Source organism: Micromonospora sp. NPDC002717, assembly GCF_040295705.1.
Classification (GTDB): domain Bacteria; phylum Actinomycetota; class Actinomycetes; order Mycobacteriales; family Micromonosporaceae; genus Micromonospora.
Map to the genome: position 1 here is coordinate 17,705 of NZ_JBEOVW010000017.1, position 22,001 is coordinate 39,705.

General features: G+C 67.7%; 16 protein-coding genes. 6 read left to right on the forward strand and 10 right to left on the reverse strand.

The features are described from left to right. Positions 1-174 precede the first annotated feature (174 nt). On the forward strand, positions 175-2,235 hold the full coding sequence (locus ABT006_RS23700; protein WP_350709662.1) for a PhoX family protein: 2,061 nt from the start codon (positions 175-177) through the stop codon (positions 2,233-2,235). 55 nt (positions 2,236-2,290) lie between these two features. Here the strand turns inward: ABT006_RS23700 and ABT006_RS23705 are convergent, their stop codons facing one another. Next, positions 2,291-3,199: a class I SAM-dependent methyltransferase gene (locus tag ABT006_RS23705; protein ID WP_350709664.1), complete on the reverse strand. Its 909-nt coding sequence runs from the start codon at positions 3,197-3,199 to the stop codon at positions 2,291-2,293. A gap of 181 nt (positions 3,200-3,380) precedes the next feature. Further along, on the reverse strand, positions 3,381-4,298 hold the full coding sequence (locus ABT006_RS23710) for an aminoglycoside phosphotransferase family protein (protein WP_350709666.1): 918 nt from the start codon (positions 4,296-4,298) through the stop codon (positions 3,381-3,383). Between the two features lie 98 nt (positions 4,299-4,396). Here ABT006_RS23710 and ABT006_RS23715 point away from each other — a divergent pair, with 98 nt between their 5' ends. Further along, positions 4,397-5,182 (forward strand): inositol monophosphatase family protein, encoded by a 786-nt coding sequence (locus ABT006_RS23715; protein ID WP_350709668.1) that lies wholly within the window; start codon positions 4,397-4,399, stop codon positions 5,180-5,182. Positions 5,183-5,190: 8 nt separating this feature from the next. Here ABT006_RS23715 and ABT006_RS23720 read toward each other — a convergent pair whose 3' ends face one another. From ABT006_RS23720 to ABT006_RS23740, 5 genes are all read right to left on the reverse strand, one after another. After that, a complete protein-coding gene (locus tag ABT006_RS23720) occupies positions 5,191-6,090 on the reverse strand; it encodes an aminoglycoside phosphotransferase family protein (protein ID WP_350709670.1) in 900 nt (299 codons plus the stop codon). Positions 6,091-6,161: 71 nt separating this feature from the next. Next, the gene (locus ABT006_RS23725) at positions 6,162-7,049 is read right to left on the reverse strand and encodes a TauD/TfdA family dioxygenase (protein WP_350709671.1); all 888 of its coding nucleotides are present in this window, start codon (positions 7,047-7,049) and stop codon (positions 6,162-6,164) included. Between the two features lie 96 nt (positions 7,050-7,145). Then, positions 7,146-8,507 (reverse strand): thymidine phosphorylase, encoded by a 1,362-nt coding sequence (locus tag ABT006_RS23730; protein ID WP_350709673.1) that lies wholly within the window; start codon positions 8,505-8,507, stop codon positions 7,146-7,148. A gap of 1 nt (position 8,508) precedes the next feature. Next, complete coding sequence (locus ABT006_RS23735; RefSeq protein WP_350709675.1) at positions 8,509-9,828, reverse strand: aminotransferase family protein; 1,320 nt, start codon at positions 9,826-9,828, stop codon at positions 8,509-8,511. A gap of 161 nt (positions 9,829-9,989) precedes the next feature. Next, positions 9,990-10,736, reverse strand: a complete 747-nt coding sequence (locus ABT006_RS23740; protein WP_350709677.1) for a class I SAM-dependent methyltransferase — start codon at positions 10,734-10,736, stop codon at positions 9,990-9,992. A 403-nt stretch (positions 10,737-11,139) separates the two neighbouring features. Here ABT006_RS23740 and ABT006_RS23745 point away from each other — a divergent pair, with 403 nt between their 5' ends. Genes ABT006_RS23745 through ABT006_RS23755 form a run of 3 tightly spaced genes read left to right on the forward strand, consistent with a single transcriptional unit; the run spans position 11,140 to position 14,920 of the window. Continuing rightward, positions 11,140-12,345: an ATP-grasp domain-containing protein gene (locus tag ABT006_RS23745; protein ID WP_350709679.1), complete on the forward strand. Its 1,206-nt coding sequence runs from the start codon at positions 11,140-11,142 to the stop codon at positions 12,343-12,345. A gap of 2 nt (positions 12,346-12,347) precedes the next feature. After that, positions 12,348-13,595 carry an ATP-grasp domain-containing protein gene (locus ABT006_RS23750; protein WP_350709681.1) on the forward strand — a complete coding sequence of 416 codons (1,248 nt, stop codon included), beginning with the start codon at positions 12,348-12,350 and terminating at the stop codon, positions 13,593-13,595. Further along, a complete protein-coding gene (locus tag ABT006_RS23755; protein ID WP_350709682.1) occupies positions 13,592-14,920 on the forward strand; it encodes a condensation domain-containing protein in 1,329 nt (442 codons plus the stop codon). The genes ABT006_RS23750 and ABT006_RS23755 overlap by 4 nt, the downstream gene beginning before the upstream one ends. A gap of 46 nt (positions 14,921-14,966) precedes the next feature. Here ABT006_RS23755 and ABT006_RS23760 read toward each other — a convergent pair whose 3' ends face one another. The 3 genes from ABT006_RS23760 to ABT006_RS23770 all read right to left on the reverse strand — a co-directional run bounded on the left by ABT006_RS23760 (position 14,967) and on the right by ABT006_RS23770 (position 19,966). Beyond that, entirely contained in the window at positions 14,967-16,736 is a 1,770-nt protein-coding gene (locus ABT006_RS23760) for an ABC transporter ATP-binding protein (protein WP_350709684.1), read from the reverse strand. Next, the gene (locus tag ABT006_RS23765) at positions 16,733-18,373 is read right to left on the reverse strand and encodes an ABC transporter transmembrane domain-containing protein (RefSeq protein WP_350709686.1); all 1,641 of its coding nucleotides are present in this window, start codon (positions 18,371-18,373) and stop codon (positions 16,733-16,735) included. Before ABT006_RS23765 ends, ABT006_RS23760 begins: the two co-directional genes overlap by 4 nt. A 372-nt stretch (positions 18,374-18,745) precedes the next feature. After that, entirely contained in the window at positions 18,746-19,966 is a 1,221-nt protein-coding gene (locus ABT006_RS23770) for a cytochrome P450 (RefSeq protein ID WP_350709688.1), read from the reverse strand. A 382-nt stretch (positions 19,967-20,348) separates the two neighbouring features. Between ABT006_RS23770 and ABT006_RS23775 the strand changes: the two genes are divergently transcribed. Next, a complete protein-coding gene (locus ABT006_RS23775) occupies positions 20,349-21,992 on the forward strand; it encodes a S9 family peptidase (RefSeq protein WP_350709690.1) in 1,644 nt (547 codons plus the stop codon). Positions 21,993-22,001 lie beyond the last annotated feature (9 nt).

Below are 22,001 nucleotides of genomic sequence, written 5' to 3' on the forward strand. Positions count from 1 at the left end.
AAGAAACCGAGGCGAACTGGGGCAACACAAGCACGCTACCCCCAGTTAACCTGGCGTCCACCACAAACGACTCCCGGCACACATCACCGCGATGAGGGTCCTGAATCGCCGGGGCATTGTGGCTCGCCAAGTACTCGGACCGCAGCGACAACAGAACATGGGGAAGAGACGAAGATGCCAGTGCGACCCACCCCGCTCACCCTGATATCGGCCCCCAGATCGGGCTCACGGAGCGCGGCGACCTGTCACTACCGTTGTGGTGACGCCTGCAGCAGTCCGGAGCCCAACACCTCCGACAACGTGCACTTCTCCGATCTCGTGGAGCGGTCGCTCACGCGGCGCGCACTGCTGCGGGGTGCCGTCCTCGGTGCCGGGACCCTGGTCGTGGGACACCACGCGGACATCCCCGCGGCGGCCGCAGCCGAGCCGACCGCCGGCCACCCCGTCGGCGGACCGGGTGGGATCAGCGTTGCCCGAGGGACGTGGACGCCGGTCCCCCCGAACGTTCGTGACGAGGTCACCGTCGCGCCGGGGTTCCGCTCGCAGATCGTGATGTCCTGGGGTGACGCCGTGCTCCCGGCCGCGCCCGCGTTCGACGTGCTGCGCCAGACCCCGGAGTCAGCGGCCCTACAGTTCGGGTACAACTGCGACTACGTCGCAGTCCTGCCTCTGGAGCGCGATCGTGTGCTGCTGGTGTGCAACCACGAGTACACCAACGAGGAGCTGATGTACCCGGCAGGGGTGTACGACGCGGACACCATCAGCAGGATCGCCATCCAGTCGCACGGCATGTCCGTAGTCGAGCTGACGCGTCGACGAGACGGATCGTTCGTGCCGGTCCCACCGAGTCGGTCCAGGTTCAACCGTCGGATCACGGGCTCCACCGAGTTCCTCGTCGACGGGCCGGCTGCCGGCGATCCGCGGCTGAGGACGGCGGCCGACCCGACCGGTACACGGGTGCTCGGAACGCTCCAGAACTGCGCAGGCGGCACGACGCCCTGGGGCACGATCTTGTCGGGGGAGGAGAACTTCAACGCCTACTTCGACGCCCGTGACGGTGCGACGCTGGACCCGCGCTACACCGAAAGCTACGCCCGCTACGGGGTCGAGGTCGAGGAGTTCCGCGCCTGGCGGAACGTGGATCCCCGATTCGACCTGGAGATCGAGCCGCACGAGCCTTTCCGGTTCGGATGGATCGTGGAGATCGACCCCTACGATCCTCGCTCGACGCCTCGCAAGCACACCATGCTCGGGCGCTTCAAGCACGAGGGCGCCAACATCGCAGTCTGCAACGAGGGCCACGCCGTCGCCTACATGGGGGACGACCAGCGCGGCGAGTACCTCTACAAGTTCGTCTCGCGCGACAAAATCGACACACGCAAGACGCGTCGGGCTCGGCAACGGAACATGAGACTGCTCTCCGCGGGCACGCTGTACGCCGCTCGGTTGACCGGTGATGGCACGCAGGACGGCGAGTACGACGGCTCGGGCGAGTGGATCCCACTGGCCAGCGACACAACGTCCTTCGTCGAGGGCATGACGGTCGCCGACGTCCTGATCGACACTCGCATCGCAGCGGACAGGGTCGGGGCGACCAAAATGGACCGGCCCGAAGACGTCGAGCCGCACCCCACCAGCGGGCGGGTCTACGCTGCGCTGACCAACAACTCCTCGCGTGGCACCGCCGCCTACCCGGTGGACGAGGCTAACCCTCTGGGTCGGAGCAACGTCCGCTCCGAGCTTGGCGCGCCCCTGACTGAGACGAGCGGAAACCGGAACGGCTACGTCGTGGAGTTGGAGGAGAGCGGCACCGACCACGGCAGCACGACGTTCTCCTGGCGCCTGCTTCTGGTGTGCGGCGACCCGGAGGCACCGGAGACCTACTTCGCCGGATATCCCAAGGACCACGTCAGTCCGATCAGCTGTCCGGACAACCTGGCCTTCGACAGCGTCGGCAACCTGTGGGTGGCGACCGACGGCAACGCCCTCGGGTCGAACGACGGCCTCTTCCGTGTGCCGCTGGCAGGGCCCCGGCGGGGACAGGTGCACCAGTTCGCCACCGTTCCGGTGGGGGCCGAGCCGTGCGGGCCCTTCATCAGCCACGATGACCGGGCTGTGTGGTTGGCTGTGCAGCATCCCGGCGAGACCGACGGCTCCACCTTCGAAAGCCCCTCCAGCACGTGGCCGCACACCCACGCGTTCCCGCGGCCGTCGGTCGTCGTGATCACCTCCTGAGACGAACGAGGCCGAGAGGGCCGATCTTGTGAGACCGGCCCTCTCGGTCCTCGCCTCAGGCCATCGCCGCGCGAGTGACGAGCATCGGCGCGCCGTACACGGTGAACATCGTGAAGCCCCAGTACGTCGAATCGATCGATGTGGCGCCGAGGGCGGTGATCATGGACTCCCACTCGGCCGCCGACCGGTACGACATGGGGTAAGCGACCGTCTCCTCCTTCATGAGGCAGGAGGAGACGTCGATCAGCGACAGGGCGGCGACTTTATCCTCATCGCTCAGCTTCCGGTACTGCTGCGTCAGGGCGTTGTCCGTCAGGCCGGGCCGGTCAGCCCACGAGTCCTCGACGATGACGATCTCTCCGCCGGGGCGCACGATGCGAGCCGCCTCGGCGAGCAGCGCCTCCTGCACGGGCTTGGTCCAGTGGTGGAGGGCCACGCGAAATGCCACGGTGTCGGCACTGTCGTCGTCCAACGGGACCTTGGTCACGTCGTCCTGATGGACGAAGTCGAGGCGCTCGCCCGTGAGGACGTTCGGATCGTTGCGGTGGTCGACTCCCGTGACGTGCTTGACGGCTGGGTTCACTCGCAGCAGGTAGTCACCGAACCCGTTGTTGTGATTGCCCATGTCCACCACGTGGCCGTGCGCACGGTCGAGGCCGGCGACCAGGAGGCTCCGGTGCCAGGCGCCCTCCTTGTCGTTGGTGAGACGCGCGCCGAACCCGGCTTCGTCCCACCTCGCGCGACAGTCCGCGAAGACAGCGTCGACCTCCTCGACACTGCCGCACGCCTCCAGGCGAGCCAGGCTGTCGCTGACCAGGCGGCCGGCGTCCGAGCCGGCATGCAAGGCGTACGTCACCGGCACCACCTCCCGGATCAGGTCGAACGCGGCCGTACGCTCACGGAAGTCGTAGTAGATCCTCTGTGCTTCGACACCGAGGTAGGGCTCGTCGAGCGTGGCAGACACTGCTTGTTCCCTTCTTGACGCGAACTCCGCGTCGCTGAGTGGCGACCGGTAGGCCGAGTGGCACCGACGCATGCGGGTGATATCCACGCGGAGGCAGGGTCCAAGCCCTTCGAACCGCAAGCGGTGCGCAAGCGGCTCGTCCCTTCCTCTTCCACGGGCAGAACTCGGGGTTCGACGGGGGTCAGCGCGCGCCGTACTCGGCGAAGATCTCATCGAGCACGCGGCGGGAGTTCACGGCGTCCGCGTCAGACTCGCCCACACTGTTGGCGCAGGACACCAGCGTCTTCCACAACGCCCAGCCGCGGCCGCGCGACCACAGCGCGTCGTCGACGGCCAACCGCTCCCGGAAGACCCCGCGACCTTCAGCGGTCAGCAGCGTCCACGCGATCGCCAGGTCACACGCGGGGTCGCCCACGCCGCAGGTGCCGAAGTCGATGACGGCCGAGAGGTTGCCCTCATCGAGCAGCAGGTTGCCCTGCGCCAGGTCGCCGTGGAACCAGACGTCGACGCCGTTCCACCGCGCGTCCAACGCGTGCTTCCAGATCTCGAGAGCCAGCTTGTCGTCTATGTGGCCGCGCAGGTCATCCAGCGCGTTGTGCGTCGTCTGGTCGTAGGTGAGAAGTGTCGCGCCCCGGAACCAGTTGTGAATTCCCGGTTGCGGCCCTGCAGTGGCGTCGACGCGTTGCAACGCACCGACGAAGTCGGCCAGGTCCTCCGCGAGACCGATCGGATCAGCCACCGTCTCGAAGCTCGCGGGCTGACCTTCGATCCACTCGTAGACCGACCAGGAGAACGGGTAGTCCGCTCCTGGCTCGCCCTTGGCGAGCGGAACGGGGATCGGACGCGGCAGAGACCGGGCCAGCACCGGGAGCCACTGGTGCTCCTTGTCGACGGCCAGGGCGTACTGCCGCGCACTGGGCAGGCGAAGCAGCATCGTGTCGCCGAGGTGGAAGGTGAAATTGTCCCAACCACCGTTCTCCACCGGCACGACCGGGAGGGAGGCCCACTCGGGAAACTGACCGGCAACAAGCCGCTCGACCTGTTCCACGTCGATGGAGACGCGCTCCGGCCTGGGACCGAGGTCTGGGATGTCGTTCAAGAGGAACCCTTGTCTGAGTCGGGGACATGGCCGGGCACACGGACGATAGGCTGCCGCGAGTAACACGACATGGCACTCGTCGATGAGGAATCCTCCGCATGACCGACCTCAGCTTGCCAGATTTCGACGAATTGCGGGAAGTCGCCGAGGCGGCCGCCGCATCGGCGGGCAGGGTCATTCTCGAGCACCGCAATGACCGGCGAACGCTGCACCTGAAGTCTTCTCCGTCCGATCCGGTCACCCAGCTCGACAAGCGCAGCGAGGCGCAGATTCTGCGGCTGCTCGCCCGCATGCGACCCGATGACGGAGTTCTTTCCGAAGAGAGTCCTGAGAAGCCATCGGCGAGCGGGGTCCGATGGGTCGTCGACGCTTTGGACGGCACCGTGAACCACCTCTACGGGATCCCGCACTGCGCCGTGAGCATCGCGGCCGAGGTCGATGATGGACACGGCTGGAGGGCGGTCGCCGGCGTGGTTCACGACCAGGTTCGGGCAGAGACCTTCTCCGCGTCCCGGGGAGGAGGTGCCGCGCTCAACGGACGACCGCTGCGAGTCAACGAACCGGTGTCGCTCTCGCAGGCTCTTGTCGCCACTGAGTTCTCCTATGCGGTGGAATCCCGCCGTCGGCAGGTGGAGGTGCTGCGTCGCGTGCTTCCAGGCGCACGTGACACCCGGTGCACCGGAAGCTCTGCCCTCGACCTGTGCTGGACGGCGGCCGGTCGCTTCGACGCGTTCTATGAGGACGAGCTGCAGCGGTGGGACTGGGCGGCCGGCCGGTTGATCCTGGAGGAGGCCGGCGGCCGTACGGTTCCCCTCGGCACCGGCGTCCTGGGGGCAGGACCGACGTTGTACCACGAGCTGGCGGCGATTCTCGGCATCGCATGACGGCGCTGTCACCCGTTGCGCAGGAAGTCGTCGACGGCGTCCTGTGCCGCACGGCGGCTGAACCCGGCGAGAATCGGATTGCTGTCGTGGTAGTAAGCGGCGGCGATCACGCCGATGCACAGTGCCCAACCGCGTCCGCGGGCCCACGTGTCGTCATCGATCGTCAGAGAGTTTCGGAAGGTCTCCCTGCCGGCTTCCGTCAAGAGCATCCATGCACCCGACAGGTCGAGCGCAGGGTCGCCCACGCTGAGCATCTCCCAGTCGATGACCGCACTCAGCACGCCGTTGTCCACCAGAACGTTTCCCGGGTGCAAGTCGCCGTGCGACCACACCGGCGGACCTTGCCAGGCCGGAGTCCTGACGGCGGCCTCCCACGCAGCGGTGGCGGCCGCGGTGTCGAACGACGTGATGTTCGCCAGGGCCTGCCGGACCACCGGATCCCGCACCGCCAGTGGCAGGCCCCGCATCCCGCTGTGCTCACCGGAAAGAGGCCCGTCGGTGATCGTGACCTGCTGCAGCTCTTCGATGAGCGTCGCCAGCTGGCGTGCCATCGCGTGCTCGTCGGTCACGGGCGTGTGAACGGCCTCGTCACCATCCAGCCACCCGTAGATTGACCAGTGCCATGGGAAGTCGCCTCCCGGCTCGCAGGCGTGCACCAGGGTCGGGATGCGCAAGGTCACGTGTTCGCCGAGCGCGGGCAGCCATCGCTGCTCCTTGCGGATGTGGTCGGCGCACCACGCGGTCTGGGGCAGTCGTACGGTGAGATCGTCGCCGAGCCGGTAAATGGTGTTGTTGACGCCCGCGGTCGCGAGGCGCTTGAGCGGCATCTCCGCGAGCTGTGGCGCCTGGGACCGCAGGAGCCGTCGCACCAGTTCGTCGTCCGCCTCGATCCGCAGTTCAACGGACATGGCGAGGTACTCCCTCCAGTGAGGTCCGAGCTGAGCCGGACATGCCCGGCGACCGGACAGTGGCCGACCGGTTATGCCACCGACGGGTGACGGAGGAACAGGCCCCGGTACATGCAGCGGCGCTGGTCCGCGGTGTCTCGGTAGGCGGTGCGCCCATGGGAGATCCTTGTGTTGTCGAAGATGATCGCCTGCCCGGTCGCCACCTTGAACTCCGCGTAGTGGGGACTACCCGGTTCGCTGGCCTCGGCGAGAAACTTGATTCCACGCCGCAGATCGTCCTCGTTCACTTCGTCCGGCACTGCCCACGAATCGGTGTCCGTCACGCTGTACCGGGATACCAGAGCCCCGTCGATGACGGAGACGGTGGGGCCGCGATTCTCATCGGTGCATCCGTTGATGTTGGCCGTGCGGACGAGCGTTCCGGGCATCGCCATCGCGACGGCGGCATCCGGGTCCAGAGCCAGGAGCTCCGCATAGGCCGCGGAGGCGTCGAACAGCATCGTTTCGCCGCCCTCGTCGGCGGCGCACTCGCAGACGAGCACGCCGGCCTTGACGAACCCGATGTCCTGCAGCGTGCCGTCAGTGTGGAGCTGTTGGCAATCGGCTCTGCCGAAGGACGGATGGTCGGCGTCCGAGGTGCCGGAGTTTCGTGCCGCGGAGATGGTGGAGAAAGGTTTGGGCTTGCTCGCGCCCATCGTGTACAGCGGTGGTATGAACGGATCGCCAAGGCGCAGCGACGCTCCGAGGGCCTTCAGCGTGGCCGGCACCGGGTCGTCGGCGACCAATTCGACGACGCAGAAGCCGTTCCGATCGTAACGCTGGACGACCTCGCGGGCGGTCTCCGAGCCGAGGTCGGACGCGTCCGCGATGGCGACCGGCCGCTCAGGAATCGCGTCGAAAGCTGTGATCACTGTAGCGGCGGCGGCTGACAGTTCTTGCAGGCTCGGGACGGTCGACATGCTTGGTTCCCCCCTGGATGTGCGCCTTCAGGCTGTCGTTGTGGCTGCTTCGTGGTGCCCTGGGTCGCGGCGCGAGAAGACGGCTCCGGTCAAGATCTAGTCGACCGGAACGTTCGACTCGAAGATCTGGTGGATCATGGGTGGCGCCTCGACAGGCTCGTCACTGATGTCGAAGGCCGAGGTCAGCAGGTTCACGGCCATGTCGTGATCGCCACCGTTGTAGTGCAGCTCGGCCAACGTCTGACCGACCTCGACCCGACTGCCGACGCGCGCCGTCACCCACACACCAGACCCGTGGTCGAGCGGTGCTCGATGTGCGAGGCGACCAGCACCCACGTGGACGGAGGCCATACCGACGGCGCGGGGGGCGACATCGCGGACCCAGCCCGCGCGGACGGCGGTGATGGGCACAACGTGCTTCGCGCCTGGCAGAAGTTCTGGGCGCTCAAGAGTCCGGCGGTCCCCACCCTGCGCGGATGCCCACTCCAGGAAACGCTCGTAAGCCGCACCGCTGGCGACGGCCTTCGCGACTCGAGCATCCGCCTCAGGGTCGGAGAGCGTGGGATCCGCGCTCTGCAGCATGAGCCGGGCCAGGACCGAGCAGGCTTTCCACAACCCAGGAACCTGCTCGCCCCGCAGCGTGGACAACGCCTCCTTGATTTCGAGCGCGTTGCCCACCGCGCACCCCAACGGCTGGCTCATGTCACTGAGCACTGCCCCGCAGGTCAGCCCGAACTGCCTCGCGAGCCGCAGCATCGTCTCCGCCAGGAGCCCGGCTCGGGAAAGGTCCGGGATGAGGGCCCCAGCGCCTGTCTTGACATCCAGCACGAGCCCGCTGGCCCCGACAGCCACCTTCTTGCTCACGATGCTCGCCGCGATCAGAGGAATGCTCTCCACGGTGCCTGTGACGTCGCGCAAGGCATATGTGGCACCGTCGCCGGGTGCGAGAGCCGGACTCTGGCTGACAATGGTCATGCCCACTCGCTCGACGAGCGCGTAGATGTCGTCCGGCCCCAGGTCCAGGCGGATGCCTGGTATCGATTCCAGCTTGTCGATCGTGCCGCCGGCGTGACCCAGCCCGCGCCCGCTCATCTTCACCACGGCGACACCGCACGCGGCGACGATCGGAGCCACCACCAGACTGACCTTGTCGCCGACGCCACCGGTGCTGTGTTTGTCGAGGACGACGCGGTCCATCCGGTCGAGGTGCAACCGCTCCCCGCCGCTGACATAGGAGTCGGTGAGCTCCGTGAGCTCGGCCAGGTCCAAGCCGCGGCACGCGATGGTGGCCAGCCAGGCAGCCATCTGATGGTCCGGGACGCGGCCGTTCACGTAATCGTCCACCACGCCGCGTATGTCCGAGGCGGGAAGCCGTTCGCCCTCCCGCTTGGCGACGATCGATGCCTGGACCCGGAACGAGGCCCGCGCTTCCTCGGTTTCCGTGTGATCGCTGCTCATCTCAGCCTTCGACTCCGTCCAGCGCCGAGGCCATGCGGCTTACGATGTCGTCGATGACGTCGGCGTCCGCGGTCAATGGCGGAACCACCATCACGACGGGCCCTTGCTGGCGCACCAACAGACCATGCTTTCGGGCGCCCTCCGCCAACGCGGTCGCGCTGTCGTGGCCGTCCATCTCGAGGATGGCCAGCATGCCCAGGCCGCGGACGTCTCGGACGAGGGAGTGGCCGGTCGACGAGGCAAGCCCGTCCAGGAGACGTGTCCCCATGATGCGGGCGTTCTCGACCAGGCCGTCGTTCTCGATGACGTCCAGGACCGCGATGCTCGCTGCACATGCCACGGGGTGACCACTCGTCGTGTGTCCGTATCGAACGCCGCCGAAGAAGGCGTCGTCGACGAAGGTTCGGTAGATGTGGTCCTGGATCGCCACCGCCGCGATGGGAGCGTAGCCGCCGCTGAGCCCCTTGCTGCTGACCACGATGTCGGGCGTGATCTCCTCGTGCTGGAATCCGAACATGCGCCCGGTGCGGCCGATCCCGGTGAAGACCTCGTCGATGATCAGCAGGACGCCATGCTCGTCGCACAGCTCGCGCAGGCCGCGGAGGAATCCCGGCGGCAACACCACGCCTCCGCCGACGTTGATCAGTGGTTCGACGAGCACGGCCATCGGCAGGTCGGCTGGATCCTGGGTGATGGCCTCGGCGAACGCGGCGAGCAACAGAGGGGTGGTCGCGGGATCGCGAGCGTCCCGGTCGGTTCCGGGGATGGTCACCGGGGTGACCCGGAGCGGGTCGGTGAACCAATGAGCGGTCGGTGGGAGCTGGGAGAGGCTGCGCGCCAGGGTGGTGGAGCCGTGGTAGCCACGAGCGAACGTCACCACCCGCGTTCGAGGCCGGCCGATGTGCGCATAGTACGAGGCGGCAATAAAGCAGGCCGCCTCGATGCCCTCGCTGCCGCTGTTGGTGAACAGGATGCGCGAGAGTCCGTGAGGCAGGTGTGCCGACAGCCGTCGCGCGAGCAGCCCGGCGATGTCGTGATCGTGCATGGACAAGTCGATGCCCTGCAGGCGGGCCATCTGGTCGCTCGCGGCCGCGACGACCTCCGGCCGTCCGTATCCGCACGCGGCGTTCAGCGAGGACGCATCGATGTACTCCGTCCCGTCGAAGTCCCACAAGCGTTCGCCGAGAGCGCGGTCCGCCACGACACGGCCGGGCGATTCAACGATGGGCGACCAAGGACGAATGACGGGATGGTCGATCGCGACGCCGTGTCCTGAGTGGGCATCCCGCTCCCGGCGGTCCGATTTGCTCAAGATTCCCATGAGTCAGCCTCCCCGCCCCAGTGAATGGGGGCCGTCCTCGGTGCTTGTTCAGCGGTGCGCCACACGATACAAGCCGGTCGATCGGTCCGTCAGCCCCGATGTCCGACCCCTGATGTCGGCGGGAGAGAGGTGCAGGGCGAGCTCGCGATCACGCTGCCGCATCACGCCCGGACGGCTCGATAGACCCAGCGCCGGCTGTCGGGGCGCGGAGGTTCGGCGCGATAGTCGGCTGTCACCTCGATGTCGCAAAAGCCCGCCTTCCGCAGCACGTCGGTGAACTCGTGCACGTTCCAGTGCTGCAGGAAGAACCGACGTAGCTCTGTTGCGATCAGCACACCGTCCTGCCACTTCTCGTAGCGGGTCAGCTTGGCGGAGAAGTTGGAGACCGGGTCGTAGTCGATGCGGACATCCTGACGAGTCCATATGGTCGAGCCGGCCTCCCAGAACTCGATCGGACCCAGCTGGGTCGCCACGTTGGGCGGGCTGAGGTCGAGCAGGAGGGTGCCCCGGGGGGCCAGTGACCGATGAAAACAGCGCAGCGCGTCCAATGTCGCCTCGCGGCCTCTGATCGCCCGGATCGACCCGCGCGGAACGATGACCGCCGCGTACGCGGCCTCGCGCACGAACTCCGTCATGCTCGCGGTGAACAACTCGGCGCTCACACCATGTTCGCGGCAGTTCCGCTCGCATGCGGCGATCATCGCCGCGGAGTCGTCCACACCGGCCACGGTGTGGCCTGCCACGGCGAGAGGGATGAGGACGCGACCCGTGCCGCAGGCCGCCTCAAGGATCGGGCCGTCCACATCCGCGAGCCGCGCGCTGTAGTACTCGACGTCGCCGACGCTGTGACCGATTGGTTGAGAGATCTCGTACATCTCGGTGACCAGGTCGGAGTAACTCACATCCATTTCGGCTCGCTCCGTTGATGAGGGTTCGGGGTATCGCCGCTTCCCAGCGGGATCACGCTCCAGGAGGGCTGGTGCCCACGCGTCGACCATAGAGCAACGAGACGTGGCGCGTGCGGTGCTGCCGACCCGGCATCGCCGGACCCGCAGGCCCTGCAGGGCGGCTCGACTTTCCTGGTTTGCGGGCTGGGGCGCGGTGGAGGCGACCTCACCATTGCCCATGCCGGGAATAGACGCTCAACTGTGGAACGCTGGTGAGCGGTAGAGTGCGGGTCGGTGCCGCCACGGCGGTACGCGGCTTGGGTTGCACGGGCGACGTCGTGCAGCATCGACGAGGGGGGTGGCCGTTGCCGGCGCTGTTCGAGTGCGACACGTACGTCCGCAGAGCCGACAACCTGGAGCGGGCGTGACGACACCCGCCGTCCAGCCAATCGCGACACCGCGGATCGCCGTGATCGCGGGCGCACCCATGCTGGTGGGCGCAGCGCGTGCTCTCGGCATCGAGACGGTGTTCGTCCATGACGCGTTTCAGCCGACACCGTCGGTGGCCGCTGAGGCCGACCTGGCGATCGCCGTGGACCTGTCGGACTTCGAAGCTCTGCACGCAGCGCTGGCTCCCCTGCACGCCGCGCATCCGTTCGCGCGGGTGATGTCGCTGACCGAGCTCGGTCTCCTGCCCGCGGCTGCGGCCGGCGAGCGGCTCCAGGTGCCGGGCAACTCGGTGCACACAGTGGGCCTGCTGCGGGACAAGCGGCGCATGCGAGACGTCCTGAACTCGCACGGCATCAGCCCGGTCCGGGCCGCCACGCCGGCGAACCAGGCCGAGCTCGGCTCGTTCTGCCGGATGGTCGGTGGGCCGGTCATCGTGAAGCCGGCGGAGGGGACCGGCAGCGGGGCGGTGATCCGCGTGGCGACGGCGGATCTGGCCGCGGATGCATGGCGCGCGTTCGAGGCGGCGGGCGGTGTCGACCCGATCGCCGAGGAGTACCTCGACGGGCCCGAGGTCAGCGTCGAGACCTTCTCTCACGACGGCAAACACTCCCTGCTCGCTGTGACCGACAAGCTGGTGAACGCCTCGTTCGTGGAGGTCGGCCACACGCAGCCCAGTGCCCTGGCCGAGTCCGCTCTGGCGGAGGTCGATGCGCTCGTGCGCGCGTTTCTCGACGTGATCCAGCTGACCGAGGGACCCGCCCACACGGAGATCAGGATTACCGCACAGGGTCCTCGCATCATCGAGTCGCACAACCGCATCGGCGGTGACAAGATCAACGAGCTGCTGCGGCGGGTCTATGGACTGGACATGCTGGCACTCACCGCAGGCTGCCCTCTCGGTCTGCTGCGGCCGCCCGCTGATGCGCCGGTCGCCCGGGGCGGCGCCGCCATCCGCTTCCTCATGCCACCAGCCGGAACCGTCCGTCGTATCGTCGTCCCGGACACCGTTGGCACGACGGCGGACATTCACCTCAAGGTCGCCGTCGGCGATCACGTCCGCCCGGGTCAGACCACGAACGACCGCGCTGGATACGTCATGGTCGACGGCATGGACGCTGCCGACGCCGCAGCCGTCTGCGAGGATCTGGCGGCTCGGGTGCTGATCGAAACGGGCGTGTGACAGTGGTGCTCTCCACCAGGCGGGTACTGCTTCTCAGCTCGGATCGCCCAGAGGTCCTCCGAATTCTGCGCGCTCGCGCCGATGTGGACCTACGTGTGATGACGCGCCGGGCGAACGCCGATGTGTACCGTGGCCACCCGCTGGCGGTGGTCGACAACTTCTCGGACCTGACGCAGGTTCAAGCAGCAGCCTATGAGCTGGCCGCACACGGACCTGTCGACTGCGTGATCGCCGCTACGGAGAAGAGTGTGGTCGCCGCGGGCTTGGTCCGTTCCCTCCTCGGCGTCCCGGGGCCGGGATTCGAGCAGTCCCTCTGGAGCGCGCACAAGCGGGCGATGAAGGACATACTGCATTCCGCGGGTCTGCCCGTCACCAGCCATGCCCAGGTCGCCACCCTCGACGAGGTGCCTCACGGCGCCCTGCGGACCGGATGGCCCGTCGTCATCAAGCCCGTCCTCGGCACCGGCTCCAACTACACCTATCGCATCGACACACCCGACGAATTCGCCGAGCGTCACCGCGGCGGCGCCTTCACCGATCTCGCGGACCTGCGGCTGCCGGTTCAGGTGGAGCGAGCAGTGCAGTTCACCCACGAGTACCACTGCGACGGTGTCGTGCAGGACGGTGAGGTGACGCGAGCGGCCGTGTCCCGCTACTTCACCCCACCACTGCAGCGCTCGCCCTACTTCGACGCCGGATACCTCGTGGACCAGACCGAACCGTTCTCGATCGAGGTCCTCGACCTGCACCGGCGTGTGGTCGCGGCGCTCGGCCTCGAGGCGGGGGTGACGCACCTGGAGGTGTTCCGCACCCAGTCGGGCCCGGTGATCGGAGAGGTGGCCATCAGGCCCGGCGGCATGGGCATCGCCCGGATGCTGTGGCACGCCCTGGGGGTGGACCTGTGGGAGGAGTTGGTCCGGGTCTCGTTGGGGGAGCCTCCGGCACAGTCGGTCCGGGAGCCGCTTGCGCAGACGATCGGACGCACCCGGCTACCGGCGCGCGACGGTCTGCTGGAGCGCGTGTCGGGTGTCCCCGGCATCATCGAGGTCTTGGATCCCGAGCAGTGCGCCAGCGCCGGATGCCTCGAGGCGTACTTCACAGTCGCCGATGAAGCGACCGCGGAGGCGCTCATCACCAGGCTCCACCGGTTGGCGGAGTCGTTTGGTGACGACGAACCCGGCACCTTGGTCGATCCAGCTCGCGCCGAGGGCGCGCACCAGCCCGTCCCGTCCCGTAGGAGTTCACGGTGATCGCTGACTCGGACATCTCGGGTTTCGCCGAGACCCACCGGAACGAGGGTGAGACTCGCATCCCGGCGACAACCACCCAGACCAAACGACTGGCGGTCCTGCGCGGCCCGGACCGCTGGTGGAAGCACCCGATGGTCTACGCCTTCGCCTACCCCGGCCGCCTTGACGTGCCTCGGCTCGCGCAGGCCCTCCGCCTTGTCGCTCGCCGGCACAGCAGCCTTCGGACGTACTTCCTCGCCGACGGACCGATCGACACTGTCGGTTGCCTGCTCCCCGACGAGGCGGTCTGGCCGCTGCGTGAGATGACCGCCGGAGCCGATCCCGACAGTGCTGCCGCCGAGGCGTACGCGTGGCTGCAGCAGCCGTTCTCGCCGGACGAGCGGCCGCTCATCCGGGCGGTCGTCCTTCATCGTGCCGAAGCGGACATGTTCGGGTTGTCGATCGAGCACAGCATCATCGATCCCGCAGGCGTGAGGGTTCTGTTCGGCGACCTGGCCATGGTGTACGAGGGATTGCTCGAGCAGCCGCCCTCGGTATTCGACGCGCTGGTCAGCGATGCAACCGGGTTCGCCCGGGCTGAGCGCGCGTGGATCGCCTCTGCGGCAGGCGAGCGCGCGCTGTCATGGTGGGACGAGCAGAACGCCGGTCTCGGCGCCTATCCAGGCTTGGACCTGCCTGAGTTGGGGCAGTGCGATTCTCTGGCTCCCTACATCAGTCACCAGGTCGACCTGTCGGTCGACGACGTCGACCGCTTGAGGAAGAGCGCGGCAGCACTGCGTCTAACGCCTTCCATGCTGGCCTCCGCGGCCACGGCCGTGACACTGCGATCCCATGGACACTCCGCCGACGTCCGCTTCCACTTCGCGACCTCGCGACGCCTGTGGCCGCAGACGCAGGAGCTGGTCGCGTACTGCTCGAATCGGATGATGTTGCGCGTCCAGGTGGATGCGCACGATACCGTTTCGTCGCTGGCGCCGAAGGTTCGTGCCGGGATGCTGGAAGCGGTCGAGCACAGCATGTTCAGCCACGAGGAGTACGTCCGCGCCCGATTCCCCGACGCCTACGTCAGGAAGCCGACCACCTACGGATACCTCAACGTCAACACCCAAGGCCCCGGGATCCAGCTTGACGGTGTGCCACTCACCAGGGAGTCGCTCCCCGTCGTCGCGGGGGACTACCACCAGCCCGGTTTGGCGATGCTGCTGTTCCTCTACAAGGACGGCACCGGCGTGCTCGACTGCTCGTGCGCGCAGGGAATGTACGAGAGTGCCTTCGTCGAGCAGTTCGCCAAGGACCTGGCACGGTGCTGCGTCGGTGGCTCCTGACGGGGGGCCGCCGCGGTCCGGCGATCCCCCCGTCTCGGCGGTCGTCTCAGGAAGCCTTGTCGGAACCCTGCCAGGACTTCCACAGCTCGGCGTACTCGCGCCCCGCCTCGATGAGCTCCTGATGTGAGCCCAGTTCGACGATCAGACCGTCGCGGACGACCGCGATGCGGTCTGCGTCACGGCTCACCTGCAGGCGGTGCGCGACCGACACCACGGTCCTGCCGTCGAGCAGGGCCTTGAGCGACCTCTCCAGGTTTCTGACCGAGGTCGGGTCGAGCATCGACGTCGCCTCGTCGAGAACCAGGGTGTGCGGATCGGCCACTATCAGACGAGCGAGCGCGACCTGCTGCGCCTGCGCGGCGGTTATCCGGTGCTGCCCCGAGCCGACCATGGTGTCCAGGCCGGCAGGCAGCTGCTCGACCCATCTCCACGCGTCAACCGCCATCAGCGCGTCGCGCACCCGGGCATCGGTGGCGGCCGGATCGGCGAGTACGACGTTCTCCCGCAGCGTTCCCATGAAGACGTGGTGTTCCTGAGTCAGCAGCGCCACGTGGCCACGCAGGTCCCCGAGCGGCAGCTCGACCAGCGGCACGCCGCCCACGGTCACCGACCCGCCGCTCGGTGGGTGGATTCCGGCCAGGAGGCGGGCGAGGGTCGACTTGCCCGCACCACTCGGCCCGACGATCGCCAGGCTCTGCCCCGGATGGAGTTCCAGATCGATCCCGCGGAGCACCTCGACGGATGAGTCGTAGGAGTAGCGCAGGGACGTGGCCACCACGCGCTCGTCCTGCACGGTGGCAGGGCGGGCCTCGCGATCCGGTCTCACCTGCGCCACTCCCAGCAGCCTGGCCAGGGAACCGGCCGCGACCTGCAACTCATCGACGTAGCTCAGGAGCTGGCCGAGTTGGTGGGACAGCATCTGTGCATATACCGTCGCGGCCACCAGGGATCCGATCGTGGCCCAACCGTGAAGGACGAACAGCCCACCGAGACCCAGCGTGGCGCCGAGCAGGATCACGAAGCTTCCGTCGACCTGGGGGAAGAAGAAGGTGCGCAGGCGCAACGTGGCCTTCTCGGCCCGCCACGCACGGCGCAGATCGTCGTCGGTCTGGTGCACTCGTTGTCGTGCCAGGTCGAACGCCTCGATGGTGCGAGCGCCGTCGGCGCTCTGTGAGATGCCTTCGGTCAACTCGCCCCAGGACGCGTTCTCGGCTAGGTAGGCGTCGCCTGCCCGGCGTAGGTACCAGCGCCCTGCCCAGAGCAGGGTCGGAATGACGATCAGGATCGGCAGGGCGAGCAGCGGCCCGTTCACCACCGTGGCGACCACCAGCATTCCCGCAGTCACCGTCGCGATGAGCACCTCGGGGACGGCCGATCTGATCGACTTCACCATGGCGTCGACGTCACGCGTGGTTCGTGTCGTGAGGTCGCCGTTGCCTGCCCGCTCGACGGTCGAGAGAGGCAATCGCAGAACACTCCGCACGAAGTCCTCGCGGAGCTCGGCCAGCACCAGTTCGCCGAGGACCGCCGAAGCTCGTGCTGCGAAGGCCAGGAGCAGCGCCTGCGCCACGGCGAGGCCGGCGATCGCGAGCGCGAACCATGTCACCTGCTCCGGCGTGGCGCGATGGTCCGTCAGATCCTGCGCGATGGCACCGAGCAGCCGCGGTGGGATCAGCGCCGTGGCTACCGCGGACGCCTGCAGGCCCAGGACCCCGAGAAACCTCCACGGGAATCGCTTGGCGAGCGTGCGCAGATAGTCGCGGATGTCGCTGCTTGTCGCGACGGGCAGGATCGGCCGATTCGTCTCGACGTTCACTGGCTGTCCCTCGCTACCATGCGCGCGTACTCGGGATGTGTCTTCAGCAGCTCGGCGTGAGTGCCTTCAGCGACCACGCGCCCGGCGGAGACCATGACCACCTGGTCGGCCCGGGAGAGCACGATCGGGCTCGACGTCACCACCATCGTGGTCTTGCCCGCCCGCGCGGGACCGAGGCGCGAAGCGATCTCGGCCTCCGTGTGCGCGTCCACCGCCGTGGTCGGCTCGACGAGCACCAACACCGGCACCTCGGTGATCAGCGCCCGTGCCAGCAGCAGCCGCTGGAGCTGCCCCCCGGAGAACTCCTGGCCCGCCGCGTGAAGGTAGGAGTCGAGGCCTGCCGGAAGCTCGTCGACGACATTGGATGCCGACGCCACGTCGATGGCGTCCATGATCGCCGCGTCCCGGGACCTGCTCGCGGTCTCGCGCACGCTGGCGTGCGGATCGAGTTGTTCGCGGAGCGTGCCGGAGAACAAGCGGTCCTCGGGCGTGGTGACTATGATCGTCTTACGAAGGACGCCGAGTGGCAGATCGGTGATTTTCTGCTCGCCGTAGAGGACCCTGCCGTCATTACTGAGCCGACCGATCCGATGGGCGATGGCGGCGGCGTCAGCAGGGTCTGCCGCCGTCACTGCCGTGAACCGTCCGGGCGCGAGAGTCAGGCCCGACTCGACATCGACGATCCGCTGAGGTGACGGCCCCCGAACGTGGACCGGGCCGGCTCCCGACACATCGGTGATCTCGGGCTCGATGTTCAGCAGTCGCACCAGTCGTTCGGCGGCGACGTGAGCCTTGGCCCACTTGCCGGCCATGGCCGTCAGCGTGCCGAACGGCGAGATGAGGTAAGCGGTGTAGCCGTAGGCGGCCACCAGCTCTCCCGGAGTGATCGCGCCGCTGATCGCCTGCCGGGCACCGACCCAGACGACGAGAGCCACGAGGAGTCCCGGCAGCAGAGCCTTGTAGCCGACGAGCAGCGCGTCGACCACGGCGACCCTGATTCCCGCCCTCATCGTCGCTTGTGACTGCGCACGGTAGCGGTCGAGGAAGACGTCCTCGCCCCCGATGCCGCGTAACGCCCGCAGGCCGGCGACGATGTCGGAGGCTCGGGTCGCGAGACCGGCCTGCGCCGCCCTCTGGTCCTGCTGCCTGCTGTGCAGCGGTCGCAGGAGCCGACCGATCCCGAAGGCGGCGAGTGGCACCGCTGCCACCGCGACCCAACCTGCCTCGGGCACCGTCGAGATCAACAAGCCGCCCGCCACGATCAGGCCGGCCAGCGCACCGACGCCCCTCCCGGTGATCACCATGGCGTCTCCGATCCGGTCGGCATCGGACACTCCGATGCTCAGGATCTCGCCTGATGCCAGACGCTTGGGGAGGGTGTTCCCGAGCTGGACGATCTTCCGCACGGTCAGGATCACCGTCGCGAACGCTCCCGCGAGGTAGTTGCGGGCGACTACTCGGTGACGCAACATCGCCGTCGCGGTCTGTACGGCGCCGAGGGCGAGCACCACCCCGGTCCACGCCATCAGCGCACCGGGATCGCGGGCATCCAATCCGGCGTCGATCGCCTGGCCGATGGCGGCCGGCACCAGAGCGGTCGCCACCATGGTGGTGACGCCGAAGACCGTGGCAGCCACGAGTCCACGAACCTGACCGCGCGCCAACCACAGCAGAAAGCGGGTGGCTGATCTGGAGTCGGGGTCACCGACTGGCTCTGGCAGATCCCGCATCCCAAGACACCCCCGAACGGGTCCGTGCTCGAAAGCTTGTGGCACCTCGATCCGCGGGCGCCGGCCGGTCCGAACGGATGCTATCGCGATCCGGGGTATCCCACGGTGCGCTGCCGGGACACCGTTGTCGTCTTCGAACCCGGTCAGTGGAACCGTTGCACGTCAACGTCGACGTCCGGATGCGCGGCGATGACGGGGGTGCAACGCGGCGGCCCATCGTCCGGCGAGGATGACAACCGGGATCCGCGAGCAGAGCGAGCCGGGAAGACTCGGAACCGATCACGGCTGGGCAGACAGCGGGATCATTCGGACTTCGAGCCGGTCGACCCCGTTCAGGAAGGAGGAGGCACTTCGGGCGGCCTCACCGCACAGTTCGAGGCGCTCGATCCTGGCAAGCATCATCTGCAGAAGCACACGAATCTCGAGGCGTCCCACGGCCGCCCCGATGCAGTAGTGGGGACCCGCGCCGAGGCTGAGGTGCGGGTTCGGTCGTCGCTCGATCCTGAACGAGTCCGGTTCGGTGAAAACCGCCTCGTCGCGGTTGCATGAGGGCAGCCAGACCACGACCCTTTCCCCGGTTGCGATCTTCTTACCCGCCAGCTCGACATCCGTCGTCGCCGTGCGCATCACGTGCATCGGTGGACAGGCCCACCGCAGAACCTCTTCGACAGCGCCGCTCAGGAGAGAGGGGTTCTCGCGAAGTCTCGCCCACTGGTCCGGGTGACGCGCGAACGCCTCGACGGTTCCCGACACCGCGTGCCGGGAAGTGCCCAGCCCTCCATTGACCAGCCCGTCGCAGTTGAGCAACAGCTCTTGACTCGTCAGTTGTGTGCCGTCGGCCAGAGGTCTCATGAGATGACTGACGACGTCATCGCCGGGACACGCCCGCCGCGCGCGCACCAACTTGTAGAAGTACGCGAACACCTGGGCGCTGGCGGCGGCGTGCTCGGCTGGATCCTGAATGTCCGCAGGCCCAGACGAATCGTCGAAGCTGGTGCGCACCTGCCTGCTCAGCTCGTGCGTCTCGTCCAAATCGGTGCCGAGCATCTCGGCCATCACATAGGTGGGCACGGCGTCCGCCAACACGTCGACGATGTCGACGGGCTCGCCCGTGGTCAGAGGTCGCAGCAGGGCGTCCAGGTGGCCGGACAGGGCTTCGCCGACCAGCTTGACGTTCTTGCTGGTGAACCAGGGCGCGTGCGCGCCACGGAGGCGCGCGTGAGCTTGTCCGTCGGCCACGACCAGCATGCGATCCGCGGCGGCGGCCACGCCCGCGGGTCGAGCGCCCAACCTCATGCCACGAGTCGATGTGAAGGTGCTCGGATCCTCCAGGATCCGCGTGGCCAGGGCATGCGTGGTGACGGACCAGAACGGCCCCTGTGTGTCCGACTCGACCCATTGCAGCGGATGCTCGCGGCGAGCGCGTTGCCACAGCTCGAGATGGGCGGTCTGGGTGAAGAACCGCGGATCGGCGAGATCGGGTGAGGGGAAGAGCTGCATGCCGAGCGGTCTCCTCTCCTGGTCCCTGCGCTGCTCGTCGCAGCGCGTACGCACTCTACTCGACAGAGCGCACCTGTTCAGCCCGAGAACAGCGCGTATCCACCGACCGGAGATCCACTCTAGAATCTGCGCGAGCTGTCCGCCTCTCACGTCTGTTAACGTCGGTCATCTGATGAACTCTCCCCCTCCGGCGGCTGAGGCGAGCCGCAACCCCTTTCCCGCCTTGGACCTGGTCCGTGGCATGCGTGACCTGAGTTTCGTGAGCAGAGTCGGAAGCCGGTCGTACTGGGTGGAGACCGATCGGGACTCCGGGGCTCCGGGTCGTCTCATGTGCTCCGACGGCACAGGCGGAACGCGTCCCGCGCTGCCGGATGACATCCGGGTGAGGTCCAGCGTCTACGGCTACGGGTCTCGCCCCTACGTCGTCTCCGGGGGCACGATCTTCTTCGTCGGCGCCCGCGATCAGCTGTTGTACCGCTGGTCGCCGGGAGGTGAAGTCACCGTGCTCTCACCGCCGACCGACGAGGTGACCCACTACGCCGCCCCAGCGCCCAGCCCTGATGGCAGCCTTCTCTACGCGGTCCGCGAACGGGAGCTCGCGACGGGCGTGAGTCATGACATCGTCTCGGTCACGACGGACGGGCGTGGGCGGATCGAGGTGGTCGCATCGGGCCACGACTTCTACGGCGCGCCCGCGGTCAGCCCCGACGGCAGCAGAATCGCCTACGTGGCTTGGGACCATCCTTACATGCCTTGGGACCAGTCGGTGCTTCGTGAGGTCGGACCGGCGGGCGACGTCGTCATCGACGGGCGACCCGGGGTCTCCTTCACCCAACCCCGCTACAGCCCCGCCGGCGTCCTGCACGTGATCCACGACGAGAGCGGCTGGTGGAATCTGTACGCGGCCGACGGGGTCGACGGCGCCCTGCGCGCCTTGGCACCGATGCCGGCGGAGTTCGGTCGACCCGACTGGTCCTGCGGACTGGCCACCTACGCGTTCCTGGACGACGACAGCATCTTAGCCGCCGCTCGGAACGCTAGCGGGGACGTGGTCTGCCGGATCACTCGACGCGGGCCGCTCGAGATCCTCCCCGGCCCGACGTGGGTGGTCGAGGGTGTGGCGGGCTCGGGCAGCGACGTCACCATCCTCGGCGGATCCGCCGTCCAGCCGATCGAAGTGTCCGAGCTGTCCGATGGGAACCTGCGGCTGCTGCGCGGCGCCTCGGCCAGACGTCCTGATGGCATCAGCATGCCCGAACGCCTGAGGTTCCCGACCCACGACGACTCGTTCGCCTACGCGATCTACTACGAGCCGCCAACAGGCGGCAGCCTGCCGCCGCTCATCGTTTCGTGCCACGGTGGACCGACGGTGAGCTTTACCGGGGTGCTCAACGGTTGGGTGCAGTTCTGGACCAGCAGAGGCTACGCGGTGGTGGAGGTCAACTATCGCGGAAGTGCGGGGCACGGTCGCGCTTATCGGCAGGCCATCCAGCACCAGTGGGGTCATCTCGACGTCGCCGATTCGATCAGCGCCGCCCGCCACCTCGTCGCGCAGGGCAGGGTCGACCCTCGTCGGATCGCGATCCGCGGCCTCAGTTCCGGTGGCCTCACAGCTCTGCGGGCGGCGCAGAGCGTGCCCGACTTCGCGGCCGTGACCAGTTTGTGCGGCGTGGTCGACCCCAGTGCGCTGCCGGACAACACCCACAAGATGGAGTCACGCTATCTGGACGGGCTGATCGCGCCCTGGCCCGCCGGTCGAGCGGAGTACGAGCGTCGCTCCGTACTGACCGACGTCGGCAACCTGCGTACCCCCACGCTTCTCATTCACGGACGCGACGACGCGATCGTTCCGCACTCCCAATCGGGCAGGCTGGCGGACGAGCTCCGACGCGTCGGCACTCCCGTCCAACTCGTGACGTACGAAGGAGAAGGTCACGGGCTCAGCAACCCCGACAACGTGGTCGACGCCCTGCTCCGGGAACATGAGTTCGTCGAAAGACACCTCGGGCCGGGGGCACATCCCTGACGAGGATAC